The organism is Xanthomonas translucens pv. undulosa (assembly GCF_017301775.1).
Lineage (GTDB): Bacteria > Pseudomonadota > Gammaproteobacteria > Xanthomonadales > Xanthomonadaceae > Xanthomonas_A > Xanthomonas_A translucens.
Map to the genome: position 1 here is coordinate 3013678 of NZ_CP063993.1, position 23083 is coordinate 3036760.

Annotated in this window: 19 protein-coding genes; 6 read left to right on the forward strand and 13 right to left on the reverse strand. The window is 69.8% G+C overall.

Annotated elements, in window-relative coordinates; genetic code table 11:
• Positions 1-167 precede the first annotated feature (167 nt).
• Positions 168-551 (reverse strand): GtrA family protein, encoded by a 384-nt coding sequence (locus ISN38_RS12795; protein WP_047325332.1) that lies wholly within the window; start codon positions 549-551, stop codon positions 168-170.
• A 142-nt stretch (positions 552-693) separates the two neighbouring features.
• On the opposite strand from ISN38_RS12795, the gene glmU reads away from it, so the two are divergent.
• On the forward strand, positions 694-2058 hold the full coding sequence (glmU, locus tag ISN38_RS12800; RefSeq protein ID WP_047325331.1) for a bifunctional UDP-N-acetylglucosamine diphosphorylase/glucosamine-1-phosphate N-acetyltransferase GlmU: 1365 nt from the start codon (positions 694-696) through the stop codon (positions 2056-2058).
• A 120-nt stretch (positions 2059-2178) separates the two neighbouring features.
• Positions 2179-3135 carry a DUF1565 domain-containing protein gene (locus ISN38_RS12805; protein ID WP_038236703.1) on the forward strand — a complete coding sequence of 319 codons (957 nt, stop codon included), beginning with the start codon at positions 2179-2181 and terminating at the stop codon, positions 3133-3135.
• A 95-nt stretch (positions 3136-3230) separates the two neighbouring features.
• Here the strand turns inward: ISN38_RS12805 and ISN38_RS12810 are convergent, their stop codons facing one another.
• From ISN38_RS12810 to ISN38_RS12850, 9 genes are all read right to left on the reverse strand, one after another.
• A complete protein-coding gene (locus ISN38_RS12810) occupies positions 3231-4583 on the reverse strand; it encodes a sensor histidine kinase (RefSeq protein ID WP_004425420.1) in 1353 nt (450 codons plus the stop codon).
• The gene (locus ISN38_RS12815; RefSeq protein WP_003466254.1) at positions 4580-5917 is read right to left on the reverse strand and encodes a sigma-54-dependent transcriptional regulator; all 1338 of its coding nucleotides are present in this window, start codon (positions 5915-5917) and stop codon (positions 4580-4582) included. Before ISN38_RS12815 ends, ISN38_RS12810 begins: the two co-directional genes overlap by 4 nt.
• Before the next feature lie 55 nt (positions 5918-5972).
• Positions 5973-6197 carry a hypothetical protein gene (locus tag ISN38_RS12820; RefSeq protein WP_003466252.1) on the reverse strand — a complete coding sequence of 75 codons (225 nt, stop codon included), beginning with the start codon at positions 6195-6197 and terminating at the stop codon, positions 5973-5975.
• A 17-nt stretch (positions 6198-6214) separates the two neighbouring features.
• Complete coding sequence (locus ISN38_RS12825) at positions 6215-7447, reverse strand: ABC transporter permease (protein ID WP_003466249.1); 1233 nt, start codon at positions 7445-7447, stop codon at positions 6215-6217.
• 1 nt (position 7448) lies between these two features.
• Positions 7449-8777, reverse strand: coding sequence for an ABC transporter permease (locus ISN38_RS12830; RefSeq protein WP_058364052.1), 1329 nt, complete (start codon positions 8775-8777; stop codon positions 7449-7451).
• Positions 8778-8816: 39 nt separating this feature from the next.
• On the reverse strand, positions 8817-10043 hold the full coding sequence (locus tag ISN38_RS12835) for an ABC transporter permease (protein ID WP_206711838.1): 1227 nt from the start codon (positions 10041-10043) through the stop codon (positions 8817-8819).
• A 64-nt stretch (positions 10044-10107) separates the two neighbouring features.
• Positions 10108-11406 carry an ABC transporter permease gene (locus ISN38_RS12840; RefSeq protein WP_206711839.1) on the reverse strand — a complete coding sequence of 433 codons (1299 nt, stop codon included), beginning with the start codon at positions 11404-11406 and terminating at the stop codon, positions 10108-10110.
• 83 nt (positions 11407-11489) lie between these two features.
• A complete protein-coding gene (locus ISN38_RS12845; protein WP_003466242.1) occupies positions 11490-12212 on the reverse strand; it encodes an ABC transporter ATP-binding protein in 723 nt (240 codons plus the stop codon).
• A 132-nt stretch (positions 12213-12344) separates the two neighbouring features.
• Positions 12345-13616: an efflux RND transporter periplasmic adaptor subunit gene (locus ISN38_RS12850; RefSeq protein ID WP_003466240.1), complete on the reverse strand. Its 1272-nt coding sequence runs from the start codon at positions 13614-13616 to the stop codon at positions 12345-12347.
• A gap of 288 nt (positions 13617-13904) precedes the next feature.
• On the opposite strand from ISN38_RS12850, the gene glmS reads away from it, so the two are divergent.
• Positions 13905-15734: a glutamine--fructose-6-phosphate transaminase (isomerizing) gene (glmS, locus tag ISN38_RS12855; protein WP_003466238.1), complete on the forward strand. Its 1830-nt coding sequence runs from the start codon at positions 13905-13907 to the stop codon at positions 15732-15734.
• A 116-nt stretch (positions 15735-15850) separates the two neighbouring features.
• Positions 15851-16324 (forward strand): hypothetical protein, encoded by a 474-nt coding sequence (locus ISN38_RS12860; RefSeq protein ID WP_003466236.1) that lies wholly within the window; start codon positions 15851-15853, stop codon positions 16322-16324.
• 198 nt (positions 16325-16522) lie between these two features.
• On the opposite strand, the gene ISN38_RS12865 is transcribed toward ISN38_RS12860, so the two are convergent.
• The 3 genes from ISN38_RS12865 to ISN38_RS12875 form a co-directional block, all read right to left on the reverse strand.
• Positions 16523-17527 (reverse strand): copper resistance protein B, encoded by a 1005-nt coding sequence (locus ISN38_RS12865; RefSeq protein ID WP_003466233.1) that lies wholly within the window; start codon positions 17525-17527, stop codon positions 16523-16525.
• Complete coding sequence (locus ISN38_RS12870) at positions 17524-19386, reverse strand: copper resistance system multicopper oxidase (protein WP_003466231.1); 1863 nt, start codon at positions 19384-19386, stop codon at positions 17524-17526. The genes ISN38_RS12865 and ISN38_RS12870 overlap by 4 nt, the downstream gene beginning before the upstream one ends.
• A 115-nt stretch (positions 19387-19501) precedes the next feature.
• Positions 19502-19936 carry a CopL family metal-binding regulatory protein gene (locus ISN38_RS12875; RefSeq protein ID WP_003473175.1) on the reverse strand — a complete coding sequence of 145 codons (435 nt, stop codon included), beginning with the start codon at positions 19934-19936 and terminating at the stop codon, positions 19502-19504.
• 246 nt (positions 19937-20182) lie between these two features.
• Here ISN38_RS12875 and ISN38_RS12880 point away from each other — a divergent pair, with 246 nt between their 5' ends.
• Together ISN38_RS12880 and ISN38_RS12885 are read left to right on the forward strand one after the other, a co-directional pair.
• Positions 20183-20626, forward strand: a complete 444-nt coding sequence (locus ISN38_RS12880) for a heavy metal-responsive transcriptional regulator (RefSeq protein WP_003473181.1) — start codon at positions 20183-20185, stop codon at positions 20624-20626.
• The gene (locus tag ISN38_RS12885; RefSeq protein WP_206711840.1) at positions 20623-23073 is read left to right on the forward strand and encodes a heavy metal translocating P-type ATPase; all 2451 of its coding nucleotides are present in this window, start codon (positions 20623-20625) and stop codon (positions 23071-23073) included. The genes ISN38_RS12880 and ISN38_RS12885 overlap by 4 nt, the downstream gene beginning before the upstream one ends.
• Positions 23074-23083: the final 10 nt, after the last annotated feature.

Consider the following 23083-nt stretch of genomic DNA (forward strand, 5'->3'; position numbering starts at 1 on the left):
ACCCGCATCCGGCCTGCGCCGCCAAGCGCGCAGGCCGACCCGGTTGCCGCCGGGCGCATGCTGTGCACTTTGTAGGAGCGGCTTCAGCCGCGACAGGCGCGATCCGTAACGCCCGTCGCGGCTGAAGCCGCTCCTATAGGGGTGCCGGCATGCTGAGGCCAGCGCGCCTAGCGGTACACCACGTGCCGCCCGACGAAGAACGACAGCACTGCCAGCACGCCTTCGACCACCGGCTTGGCCAGCCAGGCCAGGCGCAGGCCCAGCGCGTCCACGCACAGCGCCAGCAGCCAGGTGCTGAGCAGGGTCAGCACGCTCCACATCGCCATGAAGCGGCCGAAGCGCTGCCAGCCCAGGCGCACGCCGTCGTCGCCGGCGAAGGTGATGCGGCCGTTGAGCCAGAAGCCGAGCAGGGCCCCGCACACGCGGCCGAGCACGTTGGCTGGGATCGGCGGCATGCCGGCGGCGGTCGCCGCGACGAACACGCTCCAGTCGATCAGCAGTTGCAGCAATCCGATCACCACGAATTGACTGCCCTGGCGCAGCAGACTCATGCAAGCCCTGGGTTGGGGTCAAGCGCGCATGCTAGCGTCTGCTGCGCAGATGTAAATGCCGCGGCGGCGCGATGCGCGGGCATTGCGGCACGCACACGCGGCTGCCTCTAAAATCCCCGTCTACCCGGAATGGAACCTGCCCATGAGCCTGCCTCTGCACGTCGTGATCCTTGCCGCCGGCGCGGGCAAGCGGATGAAGTCGGCCAAGCCCAAGGTGCTGCAGCCGGTCGCCGGCCGGCCGATGCTGGCGCACGTGATCGAGACCGCCCGCCAGCTGCAGCCGGCGGCGATCCATGTGGTCTACGGGCACGGCGGCGACGCGGTACGCGCCGCGTTCGGCGCGCAGCCGGATCTGCTGTGGGCCGAGCAGGCGCAGCAGCTGGGCACCGGGCACGCGCTGCAGCAAGCGATGGCCGCGGTGCCGGATGCGGCCACCGTGCTGGTGCTGTACGGCGACGTGCCGCTGATCCGCGCCGACACCTTGTTGCGCCTGCTGCATTCGCCCGGACGGCTGGCGGTGCTGGTGGCCGAACCCGAGGACCCCAGCGGCTACGGCCGCATCGTGCGCGACGCGGCGGGCAAGGTCGCCGCGATCGTGGAGCACAAGGAGGCCGACCACGAGCAGCGCCGCATCCGCATCATCAACACCGGCATCGTCACCGCCGAATCCACCGCGCTCAAGCGCTGGCTGGCGCAACTGCGCAGCGACAACGCGCAGGGCGAGTATTACCTCACCGACGTGTTCGCCGCCGCCGCCGCCGAATTCACCCCGGCGGAGATGGTGTTGGTGGCCGATCCGACCGAGGCCGAAGGCGCCAACGACCCGTGGCAGCTGGCGCAGCTGGAGCGTGCCTGGCAGCTGCGCGCGGCGCGTGCGCTGTGCGAGCAGGGCGCGCACCTGCTCGACCCGAACCGACTGGACCAGCGCGGCCGCGTGCGCGTGGGTCGCGACGTGTGCATCGACGTGAACGTGGTGCTGGAAGGCGAGGTGGAACTGGGCGACGGGGTCAGCATCGGCCCGTTCGTGCGCTTGAAGGACGTGGTGCTGGGGCCGGGCACCGAAGTGCGCGCGCATTGCGACCTGGAAGGCGTGATCACCGAGGGCGCGGTGCTGATCGGTCCGTTCGCGCGGCTGCGGCCGGGCACGGTGCTGGCCGATGGCGTGCACATCGGCAACTTCGTGGAGACCAAGCAGGCGGTGCTCGGCGTCGGCAGCAAGGCCAATCATCTGAGTTATCTGGGCGATGCCACGATCGGCAGCGGGGTCAACATCGGCGCCGGCACCATCACCTGCAACTACGACGGCGTGAACAAGTCGCAGACCGCGATCGGCGACGACGTCTTCGTCGGCTCCAACAGTGCGCTGGTGGCGCCGCTGACGATCGGTGCGGGGGCGACCATCGGCGCCGGGTCGGTGATCACCCGCGATGCGCCGGCCGGCCAGCTCACCGTGGCGCGGGCGCGGCAGGCCTCGCACGAAGACTGGAAGCGGCCGAAGAAGAAATAGCCGGCAGCGCGCGCCGGCCGGCGCGTGACAGGCATCGCAGCCGCACGCGCAGGGCGGCGCTAAGGTAGCGCGGCTGCCCGCATCCGGTAGCAGCGTGGCAACGTTTCACGGAGGTGTTCGATGTCGCTACGACATACGCGATGGTGGGTCTTGATGGTGCTGCTGGCGGCGAGCGCCGTGCACGCGCAGACGTTCCGCCTGTACCTCGCGCCGGACGGCAACGATGCCGCGGCCGGGACCAGTGCCGCGAGCGCATTGAAGACATTGAGCGCCGCGCACCAGCGGCTACTGGCGCAGCCGCCGCCTGCCACCGTGGAGATCGTGGTCGCGCCCGGCACCTATCTGCGCCAGTCGGTGCGCTGGACGTTTCGCAACGGCGCACCACTGCGCATCGTCGCCGCCGCTGGTGCGCGCACGATGCCGCACTTCGACGGACGCGGCGGCGGTACCTGGTTCACCCTGCGCGGCGGCGGCAATCAGCGCACCCAACTGCAGGTCGTCGGCCTGGAGGTCAGCGACTACTGGATGGCGATGGACCTGGGCGGCAGCAACGCGGCCGCCGACGGCAATGCCGCCAACACGATCCGCGGCATGCGCTTCACCCGCATCGGCGGCCTCCATGGCCAGGGCGATCCGGCGTATTCGTACGCGGCGATCCGGCTTCAGAACTCGCGCGACAACGTGATCGCCGGCAACCAGTTCAGCGCGATCGAGAACAGCAAGGACACCTCCGGCTATCTCCATGCGCTGTACCTTGCGCGGCATTCGACCGGCAACACGGTCGAGGGCAACAGTTTCACCGACGTCAACGGCGACGTGGTGCGCACCCGCGATGCGTCCGACGATACCATTGTGCGTGGCAACCGCTTCGTGCGCGCCGGCAAGTACGCCGCGTTCTCCGACTGGTTCGACCCGGAGCAGGGCGAATGCCCGTCGCAGGGCGGGCGCTTCGTCGACAACACGGTCGGCGCCGGTTACTACGGCGCGATTCCGGCCACGGCCACGACCGGCGCCGACGATGCCTGCGGCGCGCTCGGCACGCCGCGCATCGTCGAGCGCGGCACCGTGCGCGAGTGAGCGCGTGTGGATCCTGTAGGCGGCTTCAGCCGCGACGGGTTCTACCGAAAATGTCTGTTGCGGCTGAAGCCGCTCCTACAGGGATGCGCGAGGCGCTAGCCCGACGACCCCAGCGGCAACTGCACTGCCACGCACAGCCCGCCTTCGTCGCGGTTCTGCAGCGACAGGCGGCCGCCGTGCGCTTCGACGATCTCGCGGGTCAGCGCCAGGCCCAGGCCGGTGCCGTTGCGCTTGGTCGAATAGAACGGCATCAGCGCGTTGTGCAGTACCGCTTCGTTCATGCCGCTGCCGCGGTCCAGCACTTCGATGCGCAGCCACTCGGGGCGGGTGGAGACGCGGATGCGCACGCTGTCGGCCGGTGCCTGGCCCTCGGGGCTGGACTCGTGCGCGTTCTTGACCAGGTTGAGCAGCGCCTGCTGCAGCTGCGCCGGATCGACCCGGCTGTGCAGCTCGTGCGCTTCCAGTTCCAGCGCGAACGGGATCTGCTGCTGCAGCCCGCCCAGGAACTGCGCCCAGTGCACGGTCTGCAATTGCGGCTGCGGCAGCTTGGCGAAGCGTGCGTAGCCGCGGATGAAGCCTTCCAGGTGCCGCGCGCGTTCCTCGATGGTGCCGAAGACTTCTTCCAGCCGCTCCACCTTCTGCCGCCGCACCAGCTCGGCGCCGGAATGCGCCAGCGAGGCGATCGGCGCCAGCGAGTTGTTCAATTCGTGGCTGATGACGCGGATCACCTTCTTCCAGGTATGCACTTCCTGGCGGCGCAGTTCGGCGGTGAGCAGGCGGATCAGCAGCAGTTCGTGCGGGCGGCCGTTGAGACGGAAGCGGCGTCGCGACAGATGGTAGACCTGCTCCTCTTCCGGGTCCTCGTCGTCGTCGATGGTGAACAGGCTGTCGCCGCCGCGCGCCACGGCCTCGCGCAGCGCCGGCGGCATACCCAGCAGCAGGTCGTCCAGGCGCTGGCCTTCCAGTTTCCAGCCGCCGTGCAGCAGCTTGCGCGCGGCCAGGTTGGAGAACACCACGCGGCGCAGGCCGTCGCCGCCGTTGGAGGTCAGCAGCATCGCCACCGGCGTGTTCTGCACGATGGTGTCGAGCATCAGTTCGCGTTGCGCCAGACCCTGGCGCTGTTCGCGCAGGATGTCGCCCAGTTGCCGGTGCGCGGCGACCATTTCGCCGAGTTCGTCGTCGCCGCGCCAGTGCACGCCGAAGTTGTACTCGCCATCGCGGTAGCTGCTGACGGTGCCGGCCAGGGCGCGGAACAGCGAGCGCATCGGCGCAGTGGCGCGGCGCAGCGTCCACCACATCAGCGCCAGCAGCAGCAGCGCCGAGAAGCTCACCACTTCCCAGCCGCGGTCCATCCAGTACGCCAGCAGCCACGGCATCGCCGCGGCCAGCGCCAGCACCGGCAGCAGGCGCAGGAACAGGCCGACGGTGAAGGAGCGTTGCAGTTTCATTCGCGCGGAATTCCGTAGCGATCCATGCGCCGGTACAGCGCCTGCCGGCTCATGCCCAGCTCGGCCGCGGCCTGGGCGATGACGCCATTGGCGCGGCCCAGCACCGCGACGATGCGCTCGCGATCCGGTTCGGCACCTGCAGCAGGGCGCTGCGGCACGGGCTTGGGCAGGTTGAGGTCGGCGGCCTCGATGTGGCGGCCGCCGGCCAGCAGTTCGGCGCGCTGGATCACGTTGCGCAGCTCGCGCACGTTGCCGGGCCAGGCATGCCGCTGCAGCGCCTGCACGGCGCCGGCCGACAGCGCCTTGGTGCTGGACAGGAAGTGCTCGGCCAGCGGCAGGATGTCGCCGGGCCGGTCGGCCAGCGCCGGCAGCGACAGCTCCACCGCGTTGAGCCGGTAGTACAGATCCTCGCGGAACGCGCCATCGCGGATCATCGTGGGCAGGTCGGCATTGGTGGCGCTGATCACCCGCACCTTGACCTGGCGCTCGCGGTTGGAGCCGAGCCGTTCGAAGCGCCCTGTCTCCAGCACGCGCAGCAGTTTCATCTGCCCGGCCAGCGACAGGTTGCCGATCTCGTCCAGGAACAGGGTGCCGCCGTCGGCGGCTTCGAACTTGCCTTCGCGGACCTTGTTGGCGCCGGTGTAGGCGCCGGCCTCGGCGCCGAACAATTCGGCTTCGATCAGCTCGGCCGGAATCGCGCCGCAGTTCAGCGCCACGAACGGGCCTTGCCGCATCGGCGAATTAGCCTGGACGATCTCGGCGATCTTCTCCTTGCCGCTGCCGTTGGGGCCGGTGATCAGCACCGCCAGTTCCGAGCGCGCGATCTGGCAGGCCAGGGCGATGGCGCGCTCGCTGGCCGGGTCGGCAAACACCGCGCCGCGCAGGTCGTAGCGCTGCGCCAGCTGCTGGCGGTGGCGGCGTTCGCCGTCGCGGCGCCGTTCCAGTTCGCGCCGCGCTTCGGACAGTTCCAGCAGGTTGTTGACCGTGGTCAGCAGCTTGCGGTCGTCCCAGGGTTTGGCCAGGTAGTCGGCGGCGCCGGCCTTGACCAGTTCCACCGCGCTGCTGAGCTGGGTCCAGGCGGTCAGCAGGATCAGCGGCAGGTCCGGATGGCGCGCGCGGATCGCATCGAACAGCGCCACGCCTTCCTCGCCCGAGGTGGTGTCGGCGCTGAAGTTCATGTCCTGCAGCACCAGATCGATATCGCCTTCGGCCAGGCGCTGCAGCCCGGCAGCGGGGCTGTCGGCATGCACCGTCTCGATGTCGTGCAGCGAGAACAGCACTTCCAGCGCGGTGGCGACGGCAGGGTTGTCGTCGATGATCAGGATGCAGGGCATCGGAAACCTTGTCGGATGGCTGGGGCGGAACGGGCGAACGCAGAACGAGACGGCATCATCGCAGTCCCCGTGGGGCTTGTCGTGTGCGCCAGCGGCCGCCGAGCCGCAGCGTCAGCAGCTGCGCGTCGTCGTCAATGCCGCTGGCGGCGTGCCTGCCCGCATGCGCCTGGGACGCCAGCGTGCCCATGGCGAGCAGCACCGGATAGCCGAGTGCCATTTGCAGCACGCTCAGCGTCGCCAGCAGCGGGTGCCTGCCTGGCGAGATCAGCCCTCGCTCCATGATCCGAAGCGTCCCGCTCAGGTGCTGCGCGTGGCCACCGCCGGCGGTACGGCGGCGGCGTGTTGCGCCGGCCACAGCACCGCGAGCTGGCCGAGCGAGAGCAAGGCCATGGCCGCCGCCGCCAGGTAGCCCAGCGGCAGACGCGACAGGTCGTAGTGGCGCATCAGCGCCTGGTTGAGCAGCACTGCCAGCGCCATGCCCAGCACGCTGCCGCTGCCCACGATCAGCAGGTTTTCGGTCTGGAAGTAGCGCCGGATGTCGCGACGGGTAGCGCCGATCGCGCGGCGGATGCCGATCTGGCGCGTGCGCTGCTGGACCCAGAAGCTGGCCAGTCCGCCGATGCCCAGGGCGGTGACGAACAGCAGGCCCGTGGTCGCCGCGAGCAGCAGTCCGATCATGCTGGCGTCGTGCTGGAAGTAGCGCTGCCGCAGCTGCGCGAAACTGCGCCGTCCCTCGTTCGGGATCAGCCGCAACGGACCGGCCTTGGCCAGTGCGCCGGCCGCTGCGGCCAGCACGCGGTCGCGGTCCTGCGCTGCGCTGCGCAACAGATACTGCATCTGGCTGCCCGCAGGAAGCTGCGGCGACAGCGCGACCAGATGATCGATCGCTGCGTTGCGCAGCGTCGGGCGCAGCAGGTCGTCGACCACGCCGACGACGGTGACTTGGCTGTCGCCATACAGCGTTTTGCCGACGGCCGGTTGGCCTGGCCACAGCTGCTGCGCCAGCGTGCGGGTGACGATCAGCGCGCTCGGGGCGGTGGTGGAATATTCGTCGGCATGGAAGTCGCGGCCGGCGATCAGGCGCGCGCCCATGGCCTGCACAAAACCGGGCGAGCCGGTGTAATACGTGGCCTGGATGCAACCGGCCGCCTCCATCGAGCGCTGCGCGCTCGCGCGTTCCAGCGCTTGCCGGTCGGCACAGCCGCCATAGTCGTTGGCGCCGCCCGACAGCGGCGTGCTGAAGCCGAACGCGGTTGCCGCTTTGACACCGGGAATGCTGCGCAGCGCCAGCAGGTCGGCCTGTTGCTGGGCCTGTGCGTTGCCGCCGCCCTGCAGGCCGCGCACCGAGATCAGCGACAGTTCGTCCTCGGGCAGGCCGCTCGGGGTCCGCAGCCGTTCGATCCGCCCACCGATCAGGAACACCGCGTTGGCGACGAAGGCGCAGGTCAGCGCCACCTGCAGCATCAGCAGCGCGGCGGTGAGGCGGTGGTGATGCAGGCTGGAGAGGATGGGACGGATCGGCAGATTCATATCAGATGTCCTTGATCTGCAGGGCGGGGTTGATCCGGCTGGCGCGCCAAGCCGGCAGCAGGCCCGCCAGCAGCGCGGCGATCACCGCCAGCGCCACGGTGGCCAGCAGCATCTGCAGGTCCATCCGCGCGACCTTGGCATAGTCGTCCGGGCGCTGGCGCACGCTCCACAGGCCCAGCTCGGCGATCACGGTTCCCAGGGCGCCGCCGAGCAGCCCGATCAGCACGGCTTCGCTGCCGAACTGCAGGAGCATGTGGCCGCGCCTTGCGCCGAGCGCGCGGCGCACGCCGATCTCGCTGCCGCGGCGCAGGAACTTCGCCAGCAGCAGGGCGATGACGTTGACCAGGCAGATCCACAGAAAGCCCAACGCCAGCAACGTCTGCAGGTGTACGTCGTCGGGCACCATCCGCAGGTGACCCAGCCAGTCCATCAGCGTGTACAGCCTGGCGCGCTGCGGCGGGCGCTGGAAGCGTCCGTCGGCATGTTGCGCCGCTGCGTAGTCGTAAAGGAAGCGCTGATAGGCCGCCACTTGCTGCGGCGTGTCCAGCTGCACCCAGAACTGCAGCCAACTGGTGGAGGGATCCTTAAGCCGCGCCTGATCGCTGCCGCTGAACGCATCCCAGCCGCTGATGCTGTTGCTGGTGCCCATGTCCAACTCCATCGCGGTGGACAGCGGCAGGAAGAAATCGTCCCTGTCGCCGAAGCCGCCCTTGCTGTGCGGATCGGCGTAGAACAGCGGCTGCGGATTCCAGTGTCCGGCCACGCCGATCACCTGGAAGCCGATCCGCTGTTCGCCGAGCGCAACCCGCTGGCCGATCGGATCGCGTGCGCCGAACAGGGTGTCGGCCAGCGCATGGCTGAGCACGATGACGCGGGCATGGTTCTGGTCGTCGCTTGCGCTCCAGCCGTGTCCGCGCTCCAGTGGTATGCCGAATAAGGCGAAGACTTCGGCGGTGGCGTAGCGGCCGCTCATGTCCAGCGGCACGCTGGCCGCGCGTGGCGGCCACAGCAACGTCTGTGCGCCGGCCATCGCGGCCTGGTGGGTCGCGCGCTTTGCGCGCAGCAAGGCCATGGCGTCGGGCCAGGTGAGGTTGTCCGCTGGATCTGCCCATTCCTGGTCGTCTGGATAGTTCGCCGGTAACGGATCCAGATGCGGGGCGTAGAGCGCACGGCTCTTGCCAGGCAGCGGATCGCGCGACATCACGTGCAGCACCGTCAGCATGGTCATGCTCGCGCCGATGCCCAGGCCGACCGCCAGCACCAGCAGCGCGGTGGCGATCGGCGTGCGCAGCAGACTGCGCCGGGCCATCATCAGGGAGTATTGCAGCATCCGGAAGTTCCTCGGTTGCGGGTCGTCGTCTGCGCTAGGTCAAGCGCTGCGCGTGGCCACCGCCGGCGGCACCGCGGCGGCGCGTCGCGCCGGCGCGAACACCGCGATCTGGCCGAGCAGCCACAGGGTGAGCGCGCCGAACGGCAGGTAGTACAGCGGCAGCCGCGGCAGTTCGTACTTGCCCATCAGCCACTGGTTGATCGCATACGCCAGCAGCATGCCGAGCACGATGCCGGTGCTGGCCAGCAGGAAGTTTTCGGTCTGGAAGTAGCGCAGGATCTGCCCGCGGGTAGCGCCGAGCGCGCGGCGGATGCCGATCTGCCTGGTGCGCTGCTGCACCCAGAAACTGGCCAGGCCGACGATGCCCAGCGCGGTCACGATCAGCAACGCGATGCACACCGCACCGAGCAGCCAGACCATCGCGCGGTCACCCTGGAAGTAGTCGTCGCGGATCTCGGTATAGGTCTGCTGCTTCAGCACCAGGCGGCTGTTGTCCACCTTCATCAGCGCCGCGGTCGCCGCGGTGAGCACTTCCTGGCGCCGCGCCGGATCGGTGACGCGCAGCACGTACAGGCCCTTGGTGTAGTTCAGGCGCAGCGGCAGCAGCATCGCGTAGTCGATCTCCGCCAGGCTGCTGGTCGCGGCCGGCCGCGCCAGCGTGTCGACGATGCCGACCACGCGCACCGGGATCGGTCCGGTATAGAGGGTCTTGCCGAGGGCATTCTGCCCGGGGAACATCTTCTCCGCGGTGGCGCGATTGAGAATGATGGCGGTACCTTTTTTCTGCGCGTCCCTGTCGGTTTGCGCGATTTCCAGATCGAGGTATTCGTCGGGCGTGAAGTCGCGCCCGGCCACCAACTGCAGCCCCAGGGTCTGCAGCGTGCCTTCCTCGGCCATGTACTGCGCCGCGTTGAGGGTGGGCCGCTCCTGGTCCGGGGTCAGCGCCAGGCTGGTGTTCCAGGAGTAATGCACGAACGGCACCTGGTTGAGCACGGTCGCATTGCGCACGCCGGGTACGGCGCGCAACGCGGCCAGGTCCTCGCGGGTCCTCGCGGCGGCGTTGACCTGCTGGCCGATGCCGCCCAGCGAGATCGTCACCAGTTCCGACTCGGCGATGCCGCTGGGCCGGTGCAGGGTCTCGATGCGGTTGCCGATCAGGAACAGCGCGTTGCACACGATGGCGCAGGCCAGCGCGATCTCGAGCACGATCAGCGCGGCGGCGGTCTTGTGCCGGCGCAGTGTGGAAAGGATGGGGCGGATGTCCATGGCGATAACCTTGTGAGGGACCTTCGTTGGCGGTCTGCCCGCCGCCGTGCGGCGGGGGCGATGGTCAGGACGATTTGAGCTGCAGTGCCGGCGCCACCTGGATCGCGCGCCAGGCCGGCAGCAGGCCGGCCAGCAGACTGGCGGCCAGGGCCAGGGCGAAGGTCAGCGCCAGCATCGTGGGGTCCAGATGGGCGAGCTTGGCGTAGCCGGAGGGCTGCTGGCGCACGGCCCACAGGCCGAGCACGGCCAGGCCGAGACCGGCGATGCCGCCGGCCAGGCCGATGGTGCCGGCCTCCACCAGGCACTGCGCGAAGATCGCACTGCGCGAGGCACCCAGCGCGCGGCGCACGCCGATCTCGCCGCTGCGGCGCAGAAACTTGGCCAGCAGCAGGCCGACGGTGTTGAGCAGGCATACCAAAAGAAAACCCATCGCCAGCCACAGCTGCAGGCGCACGTCGCCCGGCACCACTTCATTGTGGTCCAGCCACTGCATCACGTTGCGCACGCGCACGTTGTTCGGACGCTGGAAGCGGCCGGCGGCGCGCTGCTGGTTGGAGTAGTTCTCGAGGTAGGCCTTGTAATCGGCGGCCTGCGCCGGGCTCTCCAGTTCCGCCCAGTACTGCATCCAGGTGCAAGGCGCATTGAGCGAAGTCTGATCGCCGTTGCTGTCGCCGAAGCAGTTCATGTTGCCGTTGCGGTCTATCTTCAGGTCCATCGCGACCGAGAACGGCAGGTAGGCCTGTTCGTCCGAACCGTAGGTGTTGGTGATGTCGTAGAAGCGCGGATTGGGGGCCCAGGTATCGAGCACGCCGACGATGCGGAACGTGTTCTGGTCCATGCGCAGTTCGCGGCCGACGCTGTCGGCGCCGTCGTACAGTTTCTCGTTGAGCTTCTTGCTGATGACCGCCACGCGCTCGTGGCGTTCGTCTTCCGTACCGGTCCCGCCGTGGCCGTACAGGAACGGCGTGTCGAACATCGGGAAGAAGTCGGCCGAGGTGAAGCGCACTTCCGACTTGAACGGTTTCAGCCCGCTCTTGAGTGGTTCGATCGCCGCCGATCCGCCGCTCATCATCGCCTGCCGCTTGGCCCGCTTCTCGCGCAGCAGCGTCTCCGCGTCGAAGCGCGTGTTCTGGAAGTCCGGCTCCTCGCCGGGCTGGAAGCCGGCCTTCGGCTGCGCGTCCACCTGCACGTAGAACAGCCGGTCGCTCTTGTGCGGGATAGGGTCGCCGGACAACACGTAGAACACGGTCAGCGTGGTCATGCTGGCGCCGATGCCCAGCGCGATGGCCAGCACCATCAGCGCGGTGAGCACCTTGTTGCGGCGGAAGCTGCGCAAGGCGAGGCGGAAGTAATAGCCGAACATGAGGTGGCTCCGGGTCGGGCGCTGCAGGTAGCGACGATGGGTGGGATGGCGATGGCGCGCAGCGCCGGGCCGGTTGCGTTCGCTCAGCGCGCGACGTTGGGGCTGGTGCCGATCGCGGCGTGCGCCAGCACCGGTTCGCGCTGCAGGTCGGTGGCCTGGCCATCGACGATGTGCACGTTGCGCTGCGCGCGCGCGGCCAGTTCCGGGTCGTGGGTGACCATGACGATGGTCGAACCCTGCGCGTTGATTTCTTCCAGCAGTTCCATCACCCCGCGCGCCATCTGCGAGTCCAGGTTGCCGGTCGGTTCGTCGGCCAGCAGCAGGCGCGGGCTGCCGGCCAGCGCACGCGCGATCGCCGCGCGCTGTTGCTGGCCGCCGGACAGCTCGGACGGATAGTGCTTCATCCGCGAGCCCAGCCCGACCCGGCCCAGCGCCTCTTCGATGCGTTGCTTGCGCTCGGCCGCGGCCATGCCGCGGTAGCGCAGCGGCACGTCGACGTTGTCGAACAGGTTGAGGTCGGGGATCAGGTTGAAGCCCTGGAAGATGAAACCGATCTTCTGGTTGCGCATGCGCGAGCGCGCGTCGTCGTTGAGGTTGCTGACGTCGTGGCCGTCGAGCAGGTACTGGCCGCTGGTGAAGGTCTCCAGCAGGCCGGCGATGTTGAGGAAGGTGGTCTTGCCGGAGCCGGACGGGCCGGTGACCGCGACGAATTCGCCTTCGCGCACATGCAGATCCAGCGAGCGCAAGGCATGCGTCTCGACCTGTTCGGTACGGAAGACCTTGGAGACGGAGCGCATTTCGAGCATGAGGTGGTTCCTTTGCTGGGAGTGGTGGTGGTGGTGTCGGGACCAGGGACCGGGGGCCGGGGACCCGGAAAATCAACTGCCGAAGCGCTTTTGCTTTCCGGGTCCCCGGTCCCCGGTCCCGAGTCCCGGCTTCTAATGCACCGTCACCTGCGGCGCCTCGCCGAACAGGTCGCTGCCGGAGACCACGACGCGGTCGCCCGGTTGCAGGCCCGAACGCACCTCGACTTCGCCCAGGCTGGTGACGCCCAGTGCCACCGGGCGGCGGATCGCCGCGTTGCCGTCCATCACGTAGGCGTAGCGGCCGCCGGATTGTTCGACGAACGGGCCGCGCTCGAGCTTGAGCACGTTCTTGCGGGTATCCAGCAGCACCCGCGCGCTCATGCGCTGGCTCTGGCGCAGGCCGGGCGGCTGCTTGTCGGTGAAGCGGATGCGCGCATTGACCTCGCCGTTGACCACTTCCGGCGACACCGCCGAGATCGCGCCGGCGAACGGTTCGCCGGCACCGCTGGTCAGCTGCGCCGGCATGCCGATCGCCAGGTCGCGGGCGAAGCTCTCCGGCACCTTGATCTCCAGTTCGAACTTGGACAGGTCGACCACGCCCAGCACCGGCGCGTTGGCGGCGACGTTGGTGTGCTGCGACACCTGCACCTGGCCGACCTGGCCGTCGAACGGCGAGCGCAGGGTGAGCAGATCCACTTGCCGCTTCACCTCGGTGACCACCGCGCGCTGGCGCTCGGCGAGCAGGCGCTTGTTGCGCGCGTCCAGAGCCGCGCCCTGGGTCTGCAGTCCGGAATCCTTCTGCGCATGGCGCATCGCGATGTCGGCCTTCTTCAGCGAGTCCTGTGCCTTGGCCAGTTCCACCGCCGGCACCGCGCCGCCGTCGTAACCGCGCTGGTAGCGTTCCAGGTCGCGGCTGGCGGCCTGCCGTTCGATCTGCGCCTGGTCCACCAACTTGCTGGCATTGGCGCGGGCCAGCACCGCATCCAGGTCGGCGCGGCCGGCTTCGGCTTCCAGGCCGGCCAGCGTGGCCTCTTCCTGGGCCAGCTTGCTGCGCAGTTCGGGGCTGTCGATCTCGGCCAGTGCCTGGCCCTGCCTGACCACGTCGCCGGCGACCACCTTCAGGCTCACGGTGCCGCCGCAGATCGCGTACAGGGTAGGGCTGTTGGCGGCGATCAGGCGCCCGTCGGCGGAGATGTCGCGGACCAGGTCGCCGCGGCTGACCGTGGCGATGCGCACGCGTTGCGCATCGAACGAACGGCTGCCGGCGATCCAGCCGCGCGCGGCGAAGGCGATGCCGAGCAGCACCGCCAGCGCGATCAGTACCGGCCAGAACCAGCGGCGCCAGGCGGCGGCGGAACGGGGGCGGGCGAGAACCTTGTCCTGGGCGGAAGTGTCGCGGATCATCGGTCGGGTCGGCGCAGCGGGGAATGAACGAATCCACAGCACACTGCGTGCCAATTGCAAGTGATTGAAATGCATAAGGTTCGATTGCGGCGAACGGCTGTCCGCGTGTCCGCGGACACGTTCGCGGACACCGTGGCCGGATCGATCGGCCAGCGCCTGGCGGCGCTCACGGCAATCGCAGCGGCCGTGACGAGGCCGGCGATGGCCGGTCCAAGTCGCACTGACGGGTCGTGTAGGACATCCAGCGGACAACGCTAGAATGGCGATCTTTCGGTGCAGGGTGCGGCTATGTGCGGGATCGTAGGTGCGATTGCGGAACGGGACGTGGTGCCGGTGCTGATCGAAGGCCTGAAGCGGCTGGAGTACCGCGGCTACGATTCCTCCGGCATCGCCGTGGTCGCCGCCGACGGTGTGCGCCGGGTACGCCGCACCGGGCGCGTGGCGGAGATGGAAAGCGCGGCGCTGGCCGAGGACCTGCACGCCACGCTCGGCATCGGCCATACCCGCTGGGCCACCCATGGCGGCGTCACCGAGGCCAACGCGCATCCGCACGTCAGCCACGGCGACCTGGCGCTGGTGCACAACGGCATCATCGAAAACCACGAGCAGCAGCGCGAACGGCTGCGCGCGCTCGGCTATGTGTTCGAGTCGCAGACCGACACCGAAGTCATCGCGCACCTGATCCACCATCACGCGTCCCAGGAGCTTTCGCTGCTGGCGGCGCTGCAGGCCGCGGCCAAGGAACTGACCGGCGCCTACGCGCTGGCCGCGGTCAGCAAGTCGCGCCCGGACGTGCTGGTGTGCGCGCGCATGGGTTGTCCGCTGCTGATCGGGCTGGGCGAGGGCGAGAACTTCATCGCCTCCGACGTGTCGGCGGTGATCCAGGCCACGCGCCGGGTGATCTTCCTGGAAGAGGGCGACACCGCCGAGCTGAGCCGCAGCGGCGTGCAGGTGTACGACGCCGAGGACCGGCCGGCGCAGCGCGAAGTGCACATGTCGGAAGTGTCGCTTGCCTCGCTGGAACTGGGGCCGTACCGCCATTTCATGCAGAAGGAGATCCACGAGCAGCCGCGCGCGCTGGCCGACACGCTGGAAGCGCTGTTCGATGCCGGCGGCTTCGACACCACGCTGTTCGGCCGCAATGCCGAAATGCTGGCCGACATCGACGGCGTGCAGATCCTCGCCTGCGGCACCAGCTACTACGCCGGGCTGACCGCGCGCTACTGGATCGAGGCGATCGCCGGGCTGCCGTGCAGCGTGGAGATCGCCAGCGAATACCGCTACCGCGCCGCCTACGCCAATCCGCGGCAGCTGATCGTCACCATTTCCCAGTCCGGCGAAACCCTGGACACGATGGAGGCGCTGAAATACGCCAAGTCGCTGGGCCACGCCAAGACCTTGTCGATCTGCAACGTGCCTGAAAGCGCGATCCCGCGCGCCAGCGCGCTGGTGTTGTACACCCGCGCCGGCGCCGAGATCGGCGTGGCCTCGACCAAGGCCTTCACCACCCAGCTGGCGGCGCTGTTCCAGCTGACCTGCGTGCTGGCCAAGCTGCGCGGACGCCTGAGCGCCGCGCAGGAAGCCGAGTCCCTGGAACAGCTGCGCTACCTGCCGGGCAGCGTGCAGCACGCGCTGAACCTGGAGCCGCAGATCGCGGTGTGGGCCGAGCGCTTCGCCGACAAGCGCAACGCGCTGTTCCTGGGCCGCGGCCTGCACTACCCGATCGCGCTGGAAGGCGCGCTCAAGCTCAAGGAAATCACCTACATTCACGCCGAAGGCTATCCGGCCGGCGAACTCAAGCACGGCCCGCTGGCACTGGTGGATGCGGCCATGCCGGTGGTGGTGATCGCGCCCAACGATGCGCTGCTGGAGAAGGTGAAATCCAACATGCAGGAAGTGCGCGCGCGCGGCGGCGAGCTGTTCGTGTTCGCCGACCAGGACAGCCGCTTCAGCGAATCCGACGGCGTGCACGTGATCCGCACCCCGCGCAACGCCGGCCTGCTCAGCCCGGTGGTGCACACCATCCCGGTGCAGCTGCTCGCCTACCACACCGCGCTGGCGCGCGGCACCGACGTGGACAAGCCGCGCAATCTGGCCAAGTCGGTGACGGTGGAGTAGCGGCGGCAGCAGACGGCACGCCGCGACGGCTGGCAGATGCCATCCTTGGCTGCCAACGCAATGGCCCAGGTTATGCATAAGCTCCTGGCGAGGGTTCCCACCACGCAGGAGGACGTATGTACGAGTCTTTCAGACAGGGGGCGCCGGCCGAGCTGTGGCAGGCGCTGGTGCACGAGGCAGGGCAGCGGCTGGGGCGGCCGCTGGACGAGTCGCGCGAGAGCTATCTGGTGTTCGTGTTGTTGCGCTACCAGGCCGATGGACACCTGTTGTCGCGTACCCAGGCGCTGGCCTGGCTGCATGCGCAGGAGCAGGTCGGGCGCGCCCGCGCCGATGCGCTGCGCGAGGTCGGCGACGGTTGCCTGCTGATCGCCGGGCTGTTTCCCGGCGTGGCCGCGCGGCGCCGGGTCAGCCTGGACTACTTCATCGACCTGGGCCGCGGCGCCTATTACGAAGTGGCCGAGACCCGCGCCAGCGATGCGGGCCTGTTCGGGCAGCTGGCGCGCAGCTACCAGGAACTGGTGCGCACGCTGGGGGCGCTGCGTCCGCCGCGCGACTGGCGGATCGGGGCGGATGGTTCGCTGCGCGCTTGAGCGGCCGGGACTGGTGTGAGGAAGCGGTTGCTGGGCGCCGTGGTGTCGCCTGATGCGCGTCCTGCCATTACGGTTGGCGAAGCGGTGTAGGAGCGGCTTCAGCCGCGACAGGATCTATGGGTAACCTGTCGTGGCTGAAGCCGCTCCTACAAGGGCCATTGCCGTTCAAATGGACGGGAAAGAATCCTCTGGCAGTCGCTAAAACCAGATGCGTACGCCGGCGACGACACGCGTGTCGCGCGCGGCGTCTCCCGCGTCGCGCCGATAGCCGGCGGTTGCGCCGAAGGCGCGTTCGTGGACCACGCCGAGATACGGCGCGAAGCGGCGGCTGATTTCGTAGCGCAGGCGCAGGCCAGCCTCGATCGAGGACAGGCCGCTGCCGACGCCGTGCGCGCGATCGTCGGCGAACGCCGCCTCTGCTTCCAGCCGCGGCTGCAGGATCCAGCGGTTGCTCAGCAGCACGTCGTATTCACCTTGCAGGCGTGCACTGGCGCTGCCGCCTTCGCCGATATACAGCGTGGCCGCGACCTCGAACTTGTAAGGCGCCATGCCCTGCACGCCGAATGCGGCCGAGGTGCGGGCATCGCCCGGGGCGAGGCCCTGTTTCACCCCGACCAGCAGATCCCACCACGGAGAGACCGCGTGGCCGTACAGCGCGTCCAGCTCCGCCGCTTCGGTACGGCCGCCGCTGCGCGCGCCTTCGCTGCGCAGCCACAGCCGATCGATGTCGCCGCCGTACCAGGCGCTGGCTTCCCAGGCCTGGCCGCTGCCGTGGTGGTTATCCCAGCCCTCCAGACGATCGAACAGCAGATAGCTGGTGCGCGGTGGCGCATGCAGCATCGCGTGCGTACGCAGGACCGGGAACGCGGCGGCGCGGTCGGCGTCGGTGAGCGGCGGGATCGGCTCGCGCGGCAGCGCGGAAGCGGGCGCACTGGCGCCGCTAGACGTCGCCGCTGAGCTGAAGTGAGCAGGCCGCGCTTGTGCTTTTCCGGGTCCCCGGTCCCCGGTCCCTGGTCCCGGCTCCACAGTCCCCGGCTGCATCCCGGCAGGGTCCGGCACGGCGCGATCGGCCTGCGCTGCGCTTGGCATGCCGTGCTCTTTCGTGGCCGGGTGCATGTCCATCTGCGCACGCGCAGCACCGTGCGCGAACAGCAGCGCCAGGCCGAGCGCCTGCGCCAGCGCGGCGCGCGGCGTGGCGTTCATGCGTCCACCCGCACTTCGCGCATCATGCCGCCGTCCATGTGGTACAGCAGGTGGCAGTGGTAGGCCCAGCGGCCCAGCGCATCGGCGCGCACGCGGTAGCTGCGGCGCGTGCCCGGCGGCATGTCCACGGTGTGCTTGCGCACCTGGAACTGGCCGGCGGCATTCTCCACGTCGCTCCACATGCCGTGCAGGTGGATCGGGTGCTGCATCATCGTGTCGTTGACCAGCACGATGCGCAGGCGCTCGCCGTAGTTGAGCCGCAGCGGCGCGGCGCTGGCGAACGGGATGCCGTCGAAGGACCAGGCGAACTTCTCCATGTTGCCGGTGAGGTGCAGTTCGATCTCGCGCCCTGGGTCGCGGCCGTCGGGGTCGTCGAACAGGCTGTGCAGGTCGGCGTACGTCAGCACCCGGCGGCCGTTGCCGCGCAGGCCGATGCCCGGATCGTCCAGCTTCGGCGCGGTGGCAGCGGACTGCATGTCCACCAGCGGATTGCCGCGTTCGCTGGGCGGATGCGTGGGCGCCGCGCCGGCGTCGCCGGCCGCATGCGCGCCGTGGTCCATCGTGCCGTGGTCCATCGCCGCATGCTCCATCGCGGCATGGTCCATGCCGGCCATGCCGGTCATGCCCATGCTCGCGCCGCAGCCGCCTTCCATGCCTTGCATCGCGGCCGCGCCGCCATGGTCCATGCCGGCGTGCCCGCCCATGGCGTGTCCCATGTCCTGCATGCGCAGCAGCGGGCGCGGGTCGTTCGCCGGCACCGGCGCCTGCAGCCCCTGGCGCACGGCCAGGGTGCCGCGCGCGTAGCCGGTGCGGCCCATGTCCTGGGCGAACACGGTGTAGGCGTCCTGGCCGTTGGGTTCCACCAGCACGTCGTAGGTCTCGGCCGCGGCGATGCGCAGTTCGTCCACGCTCACCGGGTGCACGTATTGCCCGTCGGCGGCGACCACGGTCATCTTCAGCCCGGGAATGCGCAGGTCGAAGTAGGTCATGCTGGAGGCGTTGATCAGGCGCAGCAGCAGTGTCTCGCCGGGACGGAATGCGCCGGTCCAGTTACCGCCGGGGGCGACGCCGTTGAGCAGGTAGGTGTAGGTGTTGGCGTTGACGTCGGACAGGTCGCTGGGCGTCATCCGCATGCGTCCCCACCTGCCGCGGTCGGCGAGGGTGGCGCGCACGCCGTCTTCGTGCGCGTCGCGCAGGAAGTCGCCGACGGTGCGCTGGTAGGTGTTGTCGTAGGACGGCATCTTCTTCAGCCGCCGGAACAGCGCCGCCGGGTCCAGATCGGTCCAGTCCGACAGCAGCAGCACGTGTTCGCGGTCGTAGCGGTAGGGCGGCGGCTGCAGCGGGTCGATCACGATCGCGCCGTACAGGCCGGCCTGTTCCTGGTGCAGCGAGTGGCTGTGGTACCAGTAGGTGCCGGACTGGCGCAGGGTGAAACGGTAGCGGTAGCGTTCGCCGGGAGGGATGCCGTCGAAACTCATGCCCGGCACGCCGTCCATGTTCGCCGGCAGCAGGATGCCGTGCCAGTGCACGGAAGTCCGGGTGTGGCCGGGCAGGCGGTTGGCGACCCGCACCTCGACGGTATCGCCTTCGCGCCAGCGCAGGATCGGCGCCGGCACGCTGCCGTTGACGGTGATGGCCGGGCGCTCGCGCCCAGTGAAGTTGACCCGCGCGCTGCCGATGCTCAGGTCGAAATCGGTGCCATGCAGTTGAGACGGCACGGCGCCGTTGCGCGCCAGCGTGGCGGCCTGGGCTTGCCGCAGCGACAGGCCGCCGAGGCCGGCGGCGGCGCCCAGCGCCAGTCCGGTGACGAAGCGGCGCCGCGACGGCAGGGTCGGCAGGCCGGAGGAAGGTGGTTTCATGAGCGAGCCTCGATGCGATGCGATGCGCGACCGCGTGGGCGGTGCGTGCGCAGACGCGACGGCGCGCGGATGCGCGGTCGCCGTGGCGCCACCCGGGCGGGCGGCGGCGTCGCGATCAGGCGCTGGGAGGTCGCTCCAGCCGCGCCAGGCCGGGCGCGCCGCGGCCATCCTGGCGGCCGTGCGGGAACTGCTGTTGCGCGGCGACCGGTAACGCCAGCGGCAGCGCGATCAGCGCCGGCAGCGGCTGCGCATGCGCGCACTGGCAGCCGGCCGCGGTGCCGCAGCAACCGCGCTTGCCGGCCTGCCTGGGGCAATGCCCCTCGCCATGTTCCGCGGCGGGCGCTGCGGCCTCATGGTGGTGGCACGGCATCGCCGCGGTGGCGACGACGCGCGCGGCAGGCGCTTGCTCGGCGGCGTGGTGCGGGGAGCTCACAGCGTCCGTGCGCTGCGGCGTCGCGGCCATGCCCGGCATCGCCACAGCCGTGCCGGCGCCATTGAGCAGCAGGCTCAGGCACAACAGCAGGCGGGTCAGCAAGGCGAAGATCGGCACGGAACACGCAAGGCAGGCGAGGGGATACGCGCAGAATACTGCAGTGATCGCGGCGGGCAAGCGCCGGGATGGCGTCGCGGCGCGCTATCGGCGCCCCCTGGAGTCGGGTCCAGGGCGCGCGTCCATGTCCGGCGAACGCCTGCGCGGCAAGGGGTTGGTGCCAGCGTGAGCCGCCAATGAACAATTCCCGCGCAACGGCGACAATGGCTTGACCCTGGACCAGCCTCCAGGGAGTAGCTTGCACGCATGAATCCGGTCGCCACTCCGTCCCGCTTCACCATCGGCGCGCTCGCGCGCCAGGCCGATGTCGCCATCGACACGGTGCGCTACTACGAGCGCCAGGGCCTGCTGCCGGCGCCGCCGCGGCGCGCCTCCGGCTACCGCGACTACGATGCGGCCGCGGTGGAGCGGGTGCGTTGCATCCGCCGCGCCAAGGACCTGGGCTTCTCGCTGGAAGAAATCCGCGACCTGCTCGCGCTGCAGGACGATCGCCTGCATGGCGTGGAAGGCATCAAGCAGCGCGCGCGCGTGCGCCTGCACGCACTGGACCGGCGCATCGCGCAACTGACCGAGATGCGCGACGCGCTGGCCGTGCTGGTCGCCGAATGCCCGGGCCACGGCGAACCGGCGTGCTGCCCGATCCTCGGCGACATCCGCGGCGACGCTGCGCCGGGCAAGGTGCAGCCGTGAACACGGCCGGCGGCACCGCCACGCTGAGCCTGCCGGTGCACGGCATGAGTTGCGCGTCCTGCGCCGTCGTTCTGGAGCAGGCGCTCAGGCAGTTGCCTGGCGTCGACGCCCAGGCCAATTACGCCGCCGCGCGCGTGCGCCTGCACTACGACCCGCAGCAGGTGGATACGCAGACGCTGCTGCAACGCATCGGCCAGGCCGGCTATACGGTGCCGACGCAGATGCTGACGCTGGACCTCGGGGGCATGCGCTGCGCGTCCTGCGCGTCCGCGATCGAAGCAGTGCTGGCGAACACGCCCGGGGTGATCACTGGCAACGTCAACCTGGCCTCGGCCAGGGCGCGTGTGGAATACGTGGCGGAACTGGTCGCGCCGGCCGACATCATTGCGCGGATCGGCAGCGCCGGCTTCGGCGCCAGCGTCGTGCGCGCGCTGGACCAGACCCAGCTACACGCGCGCGAACAGGCCGAGCGCCGCGCCTGGCACCACGAGCTGGGCCGGTTCGCCGTGGCGATGCTGCTGACCCTGCCGTTGTTCGTGCAGATGTTCGGCATGCTGGACGTCTCCGCCATCGCGCATGCGCTCGGCGGCCAGCACGCCGAGCCGTTGCCGCGCTGGCTGCAGCTGCTGCTGGCCACGCCGGTGCAGTTCTGGCTCGGCGCGCGCTTCTACCGCGCCGGGTTCATTGCCTTGCGCAACGGCCGCGCCAACATGGACGTGCTGGTCGCGCTCGGCACCAGCATGGCCTACCTGTACAGCGCCGCGGTCACCGTGTTCGGCCTGGCCGGGCAGCACGTGTACTTCGAGGCCAGCGCCTCGATCATCACCTTGATCCTGCTCGGGCGCCTGCTGGAAGCGCGCGCCAGGCGCAGGACCTCCTCGGCGATCCGCGCGCTGCTCGACCTCAAGCCCAAGACCGCCAGGGTGGAGCGCGACGGCGTGCTGGTGGAGGTCGAGGTGGCCGAGCTGGTGGTCGGCGATGTGTTCGTGGTCGCCGCCGGTGAGCGCGTGCCGGTGGACGGCGAGGTGCTCGACGGCCGTTCCAGCGTGGACGAGGCGATGCTGTCCGGCGAGGCGATGCCGGTGGCCAAGGAGCCGGGCAGCCGCCTGTTCGCGGCCACCGTGAACCAGTTCGGCCTGCTGCGCGCGCGCGCCACCGGGGTCGGCGCCGACACGCTGCTGGCGCAGATCATCCGCATGGTCGATGCGGCGCAGGGTTCCAAGGCGCCGATCCAGCACCTGGTCGATCGCATCGCCGCGGTGTTCGTGCCGGCGGTGATCGCCATCGCCGCGCTCACCCTGGCCGCGACCTGGTGGCTCGGCGCCAGTTTCGCCACCGCGCTGGTGCACGCGGTGGCGGTGCTGGTGATCGCCTGTCCGTGCGCGTTGGGCCTGGCCACGCCGACCGCGATCATGGTCGGCACCGGCGTGGGCGCCCGCGCCGGCATCCTGATCCGCAACGCCGAGGTGCTGGAGCGCGCCCGTGCGCTGACCACGCTGGTGCTGGACAAGACCGGCACCCTGACCGAGGGCCGCGCGCAGGTGACCGCGATCGGCGTGGCGCAGGGCGGCGATGCCACCGCGCTGCTGCGCCTGGCGGCGGCGTTGGAGGCCGGTTCCGCGCATCCGCTGGCGGTTGCGATCGTGCGCCGTGCCGCCGACGACGGCGTGCGCGCGGCGCTGCCGGTGGCAACGCCACAGGCGGTGGAGACGCTGCCCGGGCAGGGCGTGCGCGGCCGGGTCGCTGGCCAGGCGGTGGCGCTGGGGTCGCTGGCGTGGCTGCGCGGGTTGTGCGCGCCGCCGCTGGATGCCGAACTGCTGCAGCGGGCCGAGGCGGCGCAGGCGCAGGGCCAAAGCGTGGTCGGTATCGCGCTGGACGGCCGCCTCGCCGGCTACATCGCCATCGCCGATCCGCTGCGCGACGGTGCCCTGGACGCGGTGGCGCGGCTCAAGGCGCGCGGCATCGAGGTGATCATGCTCAGCGGCGACAACCGCCATGTCGCGCAGGCCGTGGCCGCGCAAGTCGGCATTCAGCGCGTGCTGGCCGAGGTGTTGCCGCAGCACAAGGCCGAGGAAGTGCGGCGCCTGCAGGCCGAACCCGGCGCGCACGTCGGCATGGTTGGCGACGGCATCAACGATGCGCCGGCGCTGGCCGCGGCCGACGTCAGCTTCGCCATCGGCGCCGGCTCGGACATCGCGGTGGAGGCCGCCGACGTGGTGCTGGTGCATGGCGACCTGGACGGCGTGGCCACCGCCATCGACCTGTCCGCGGTGACCTTGCGCAAGATCCGCCAGAACCTGTTCTTCGCTTTGGTCTACAACGTGCTCGGGATCCCGCTGGCCGCGTTCGGCCTGCTCAATCCGGTGCTCGCCGGCGCGGCGATGGCGCTGAGTTCGGTCTCGGTACTGGCCAATTCCCTGCTGCTGAACCGCTGGCGGCCGCGCTGAGCGTGGTGCG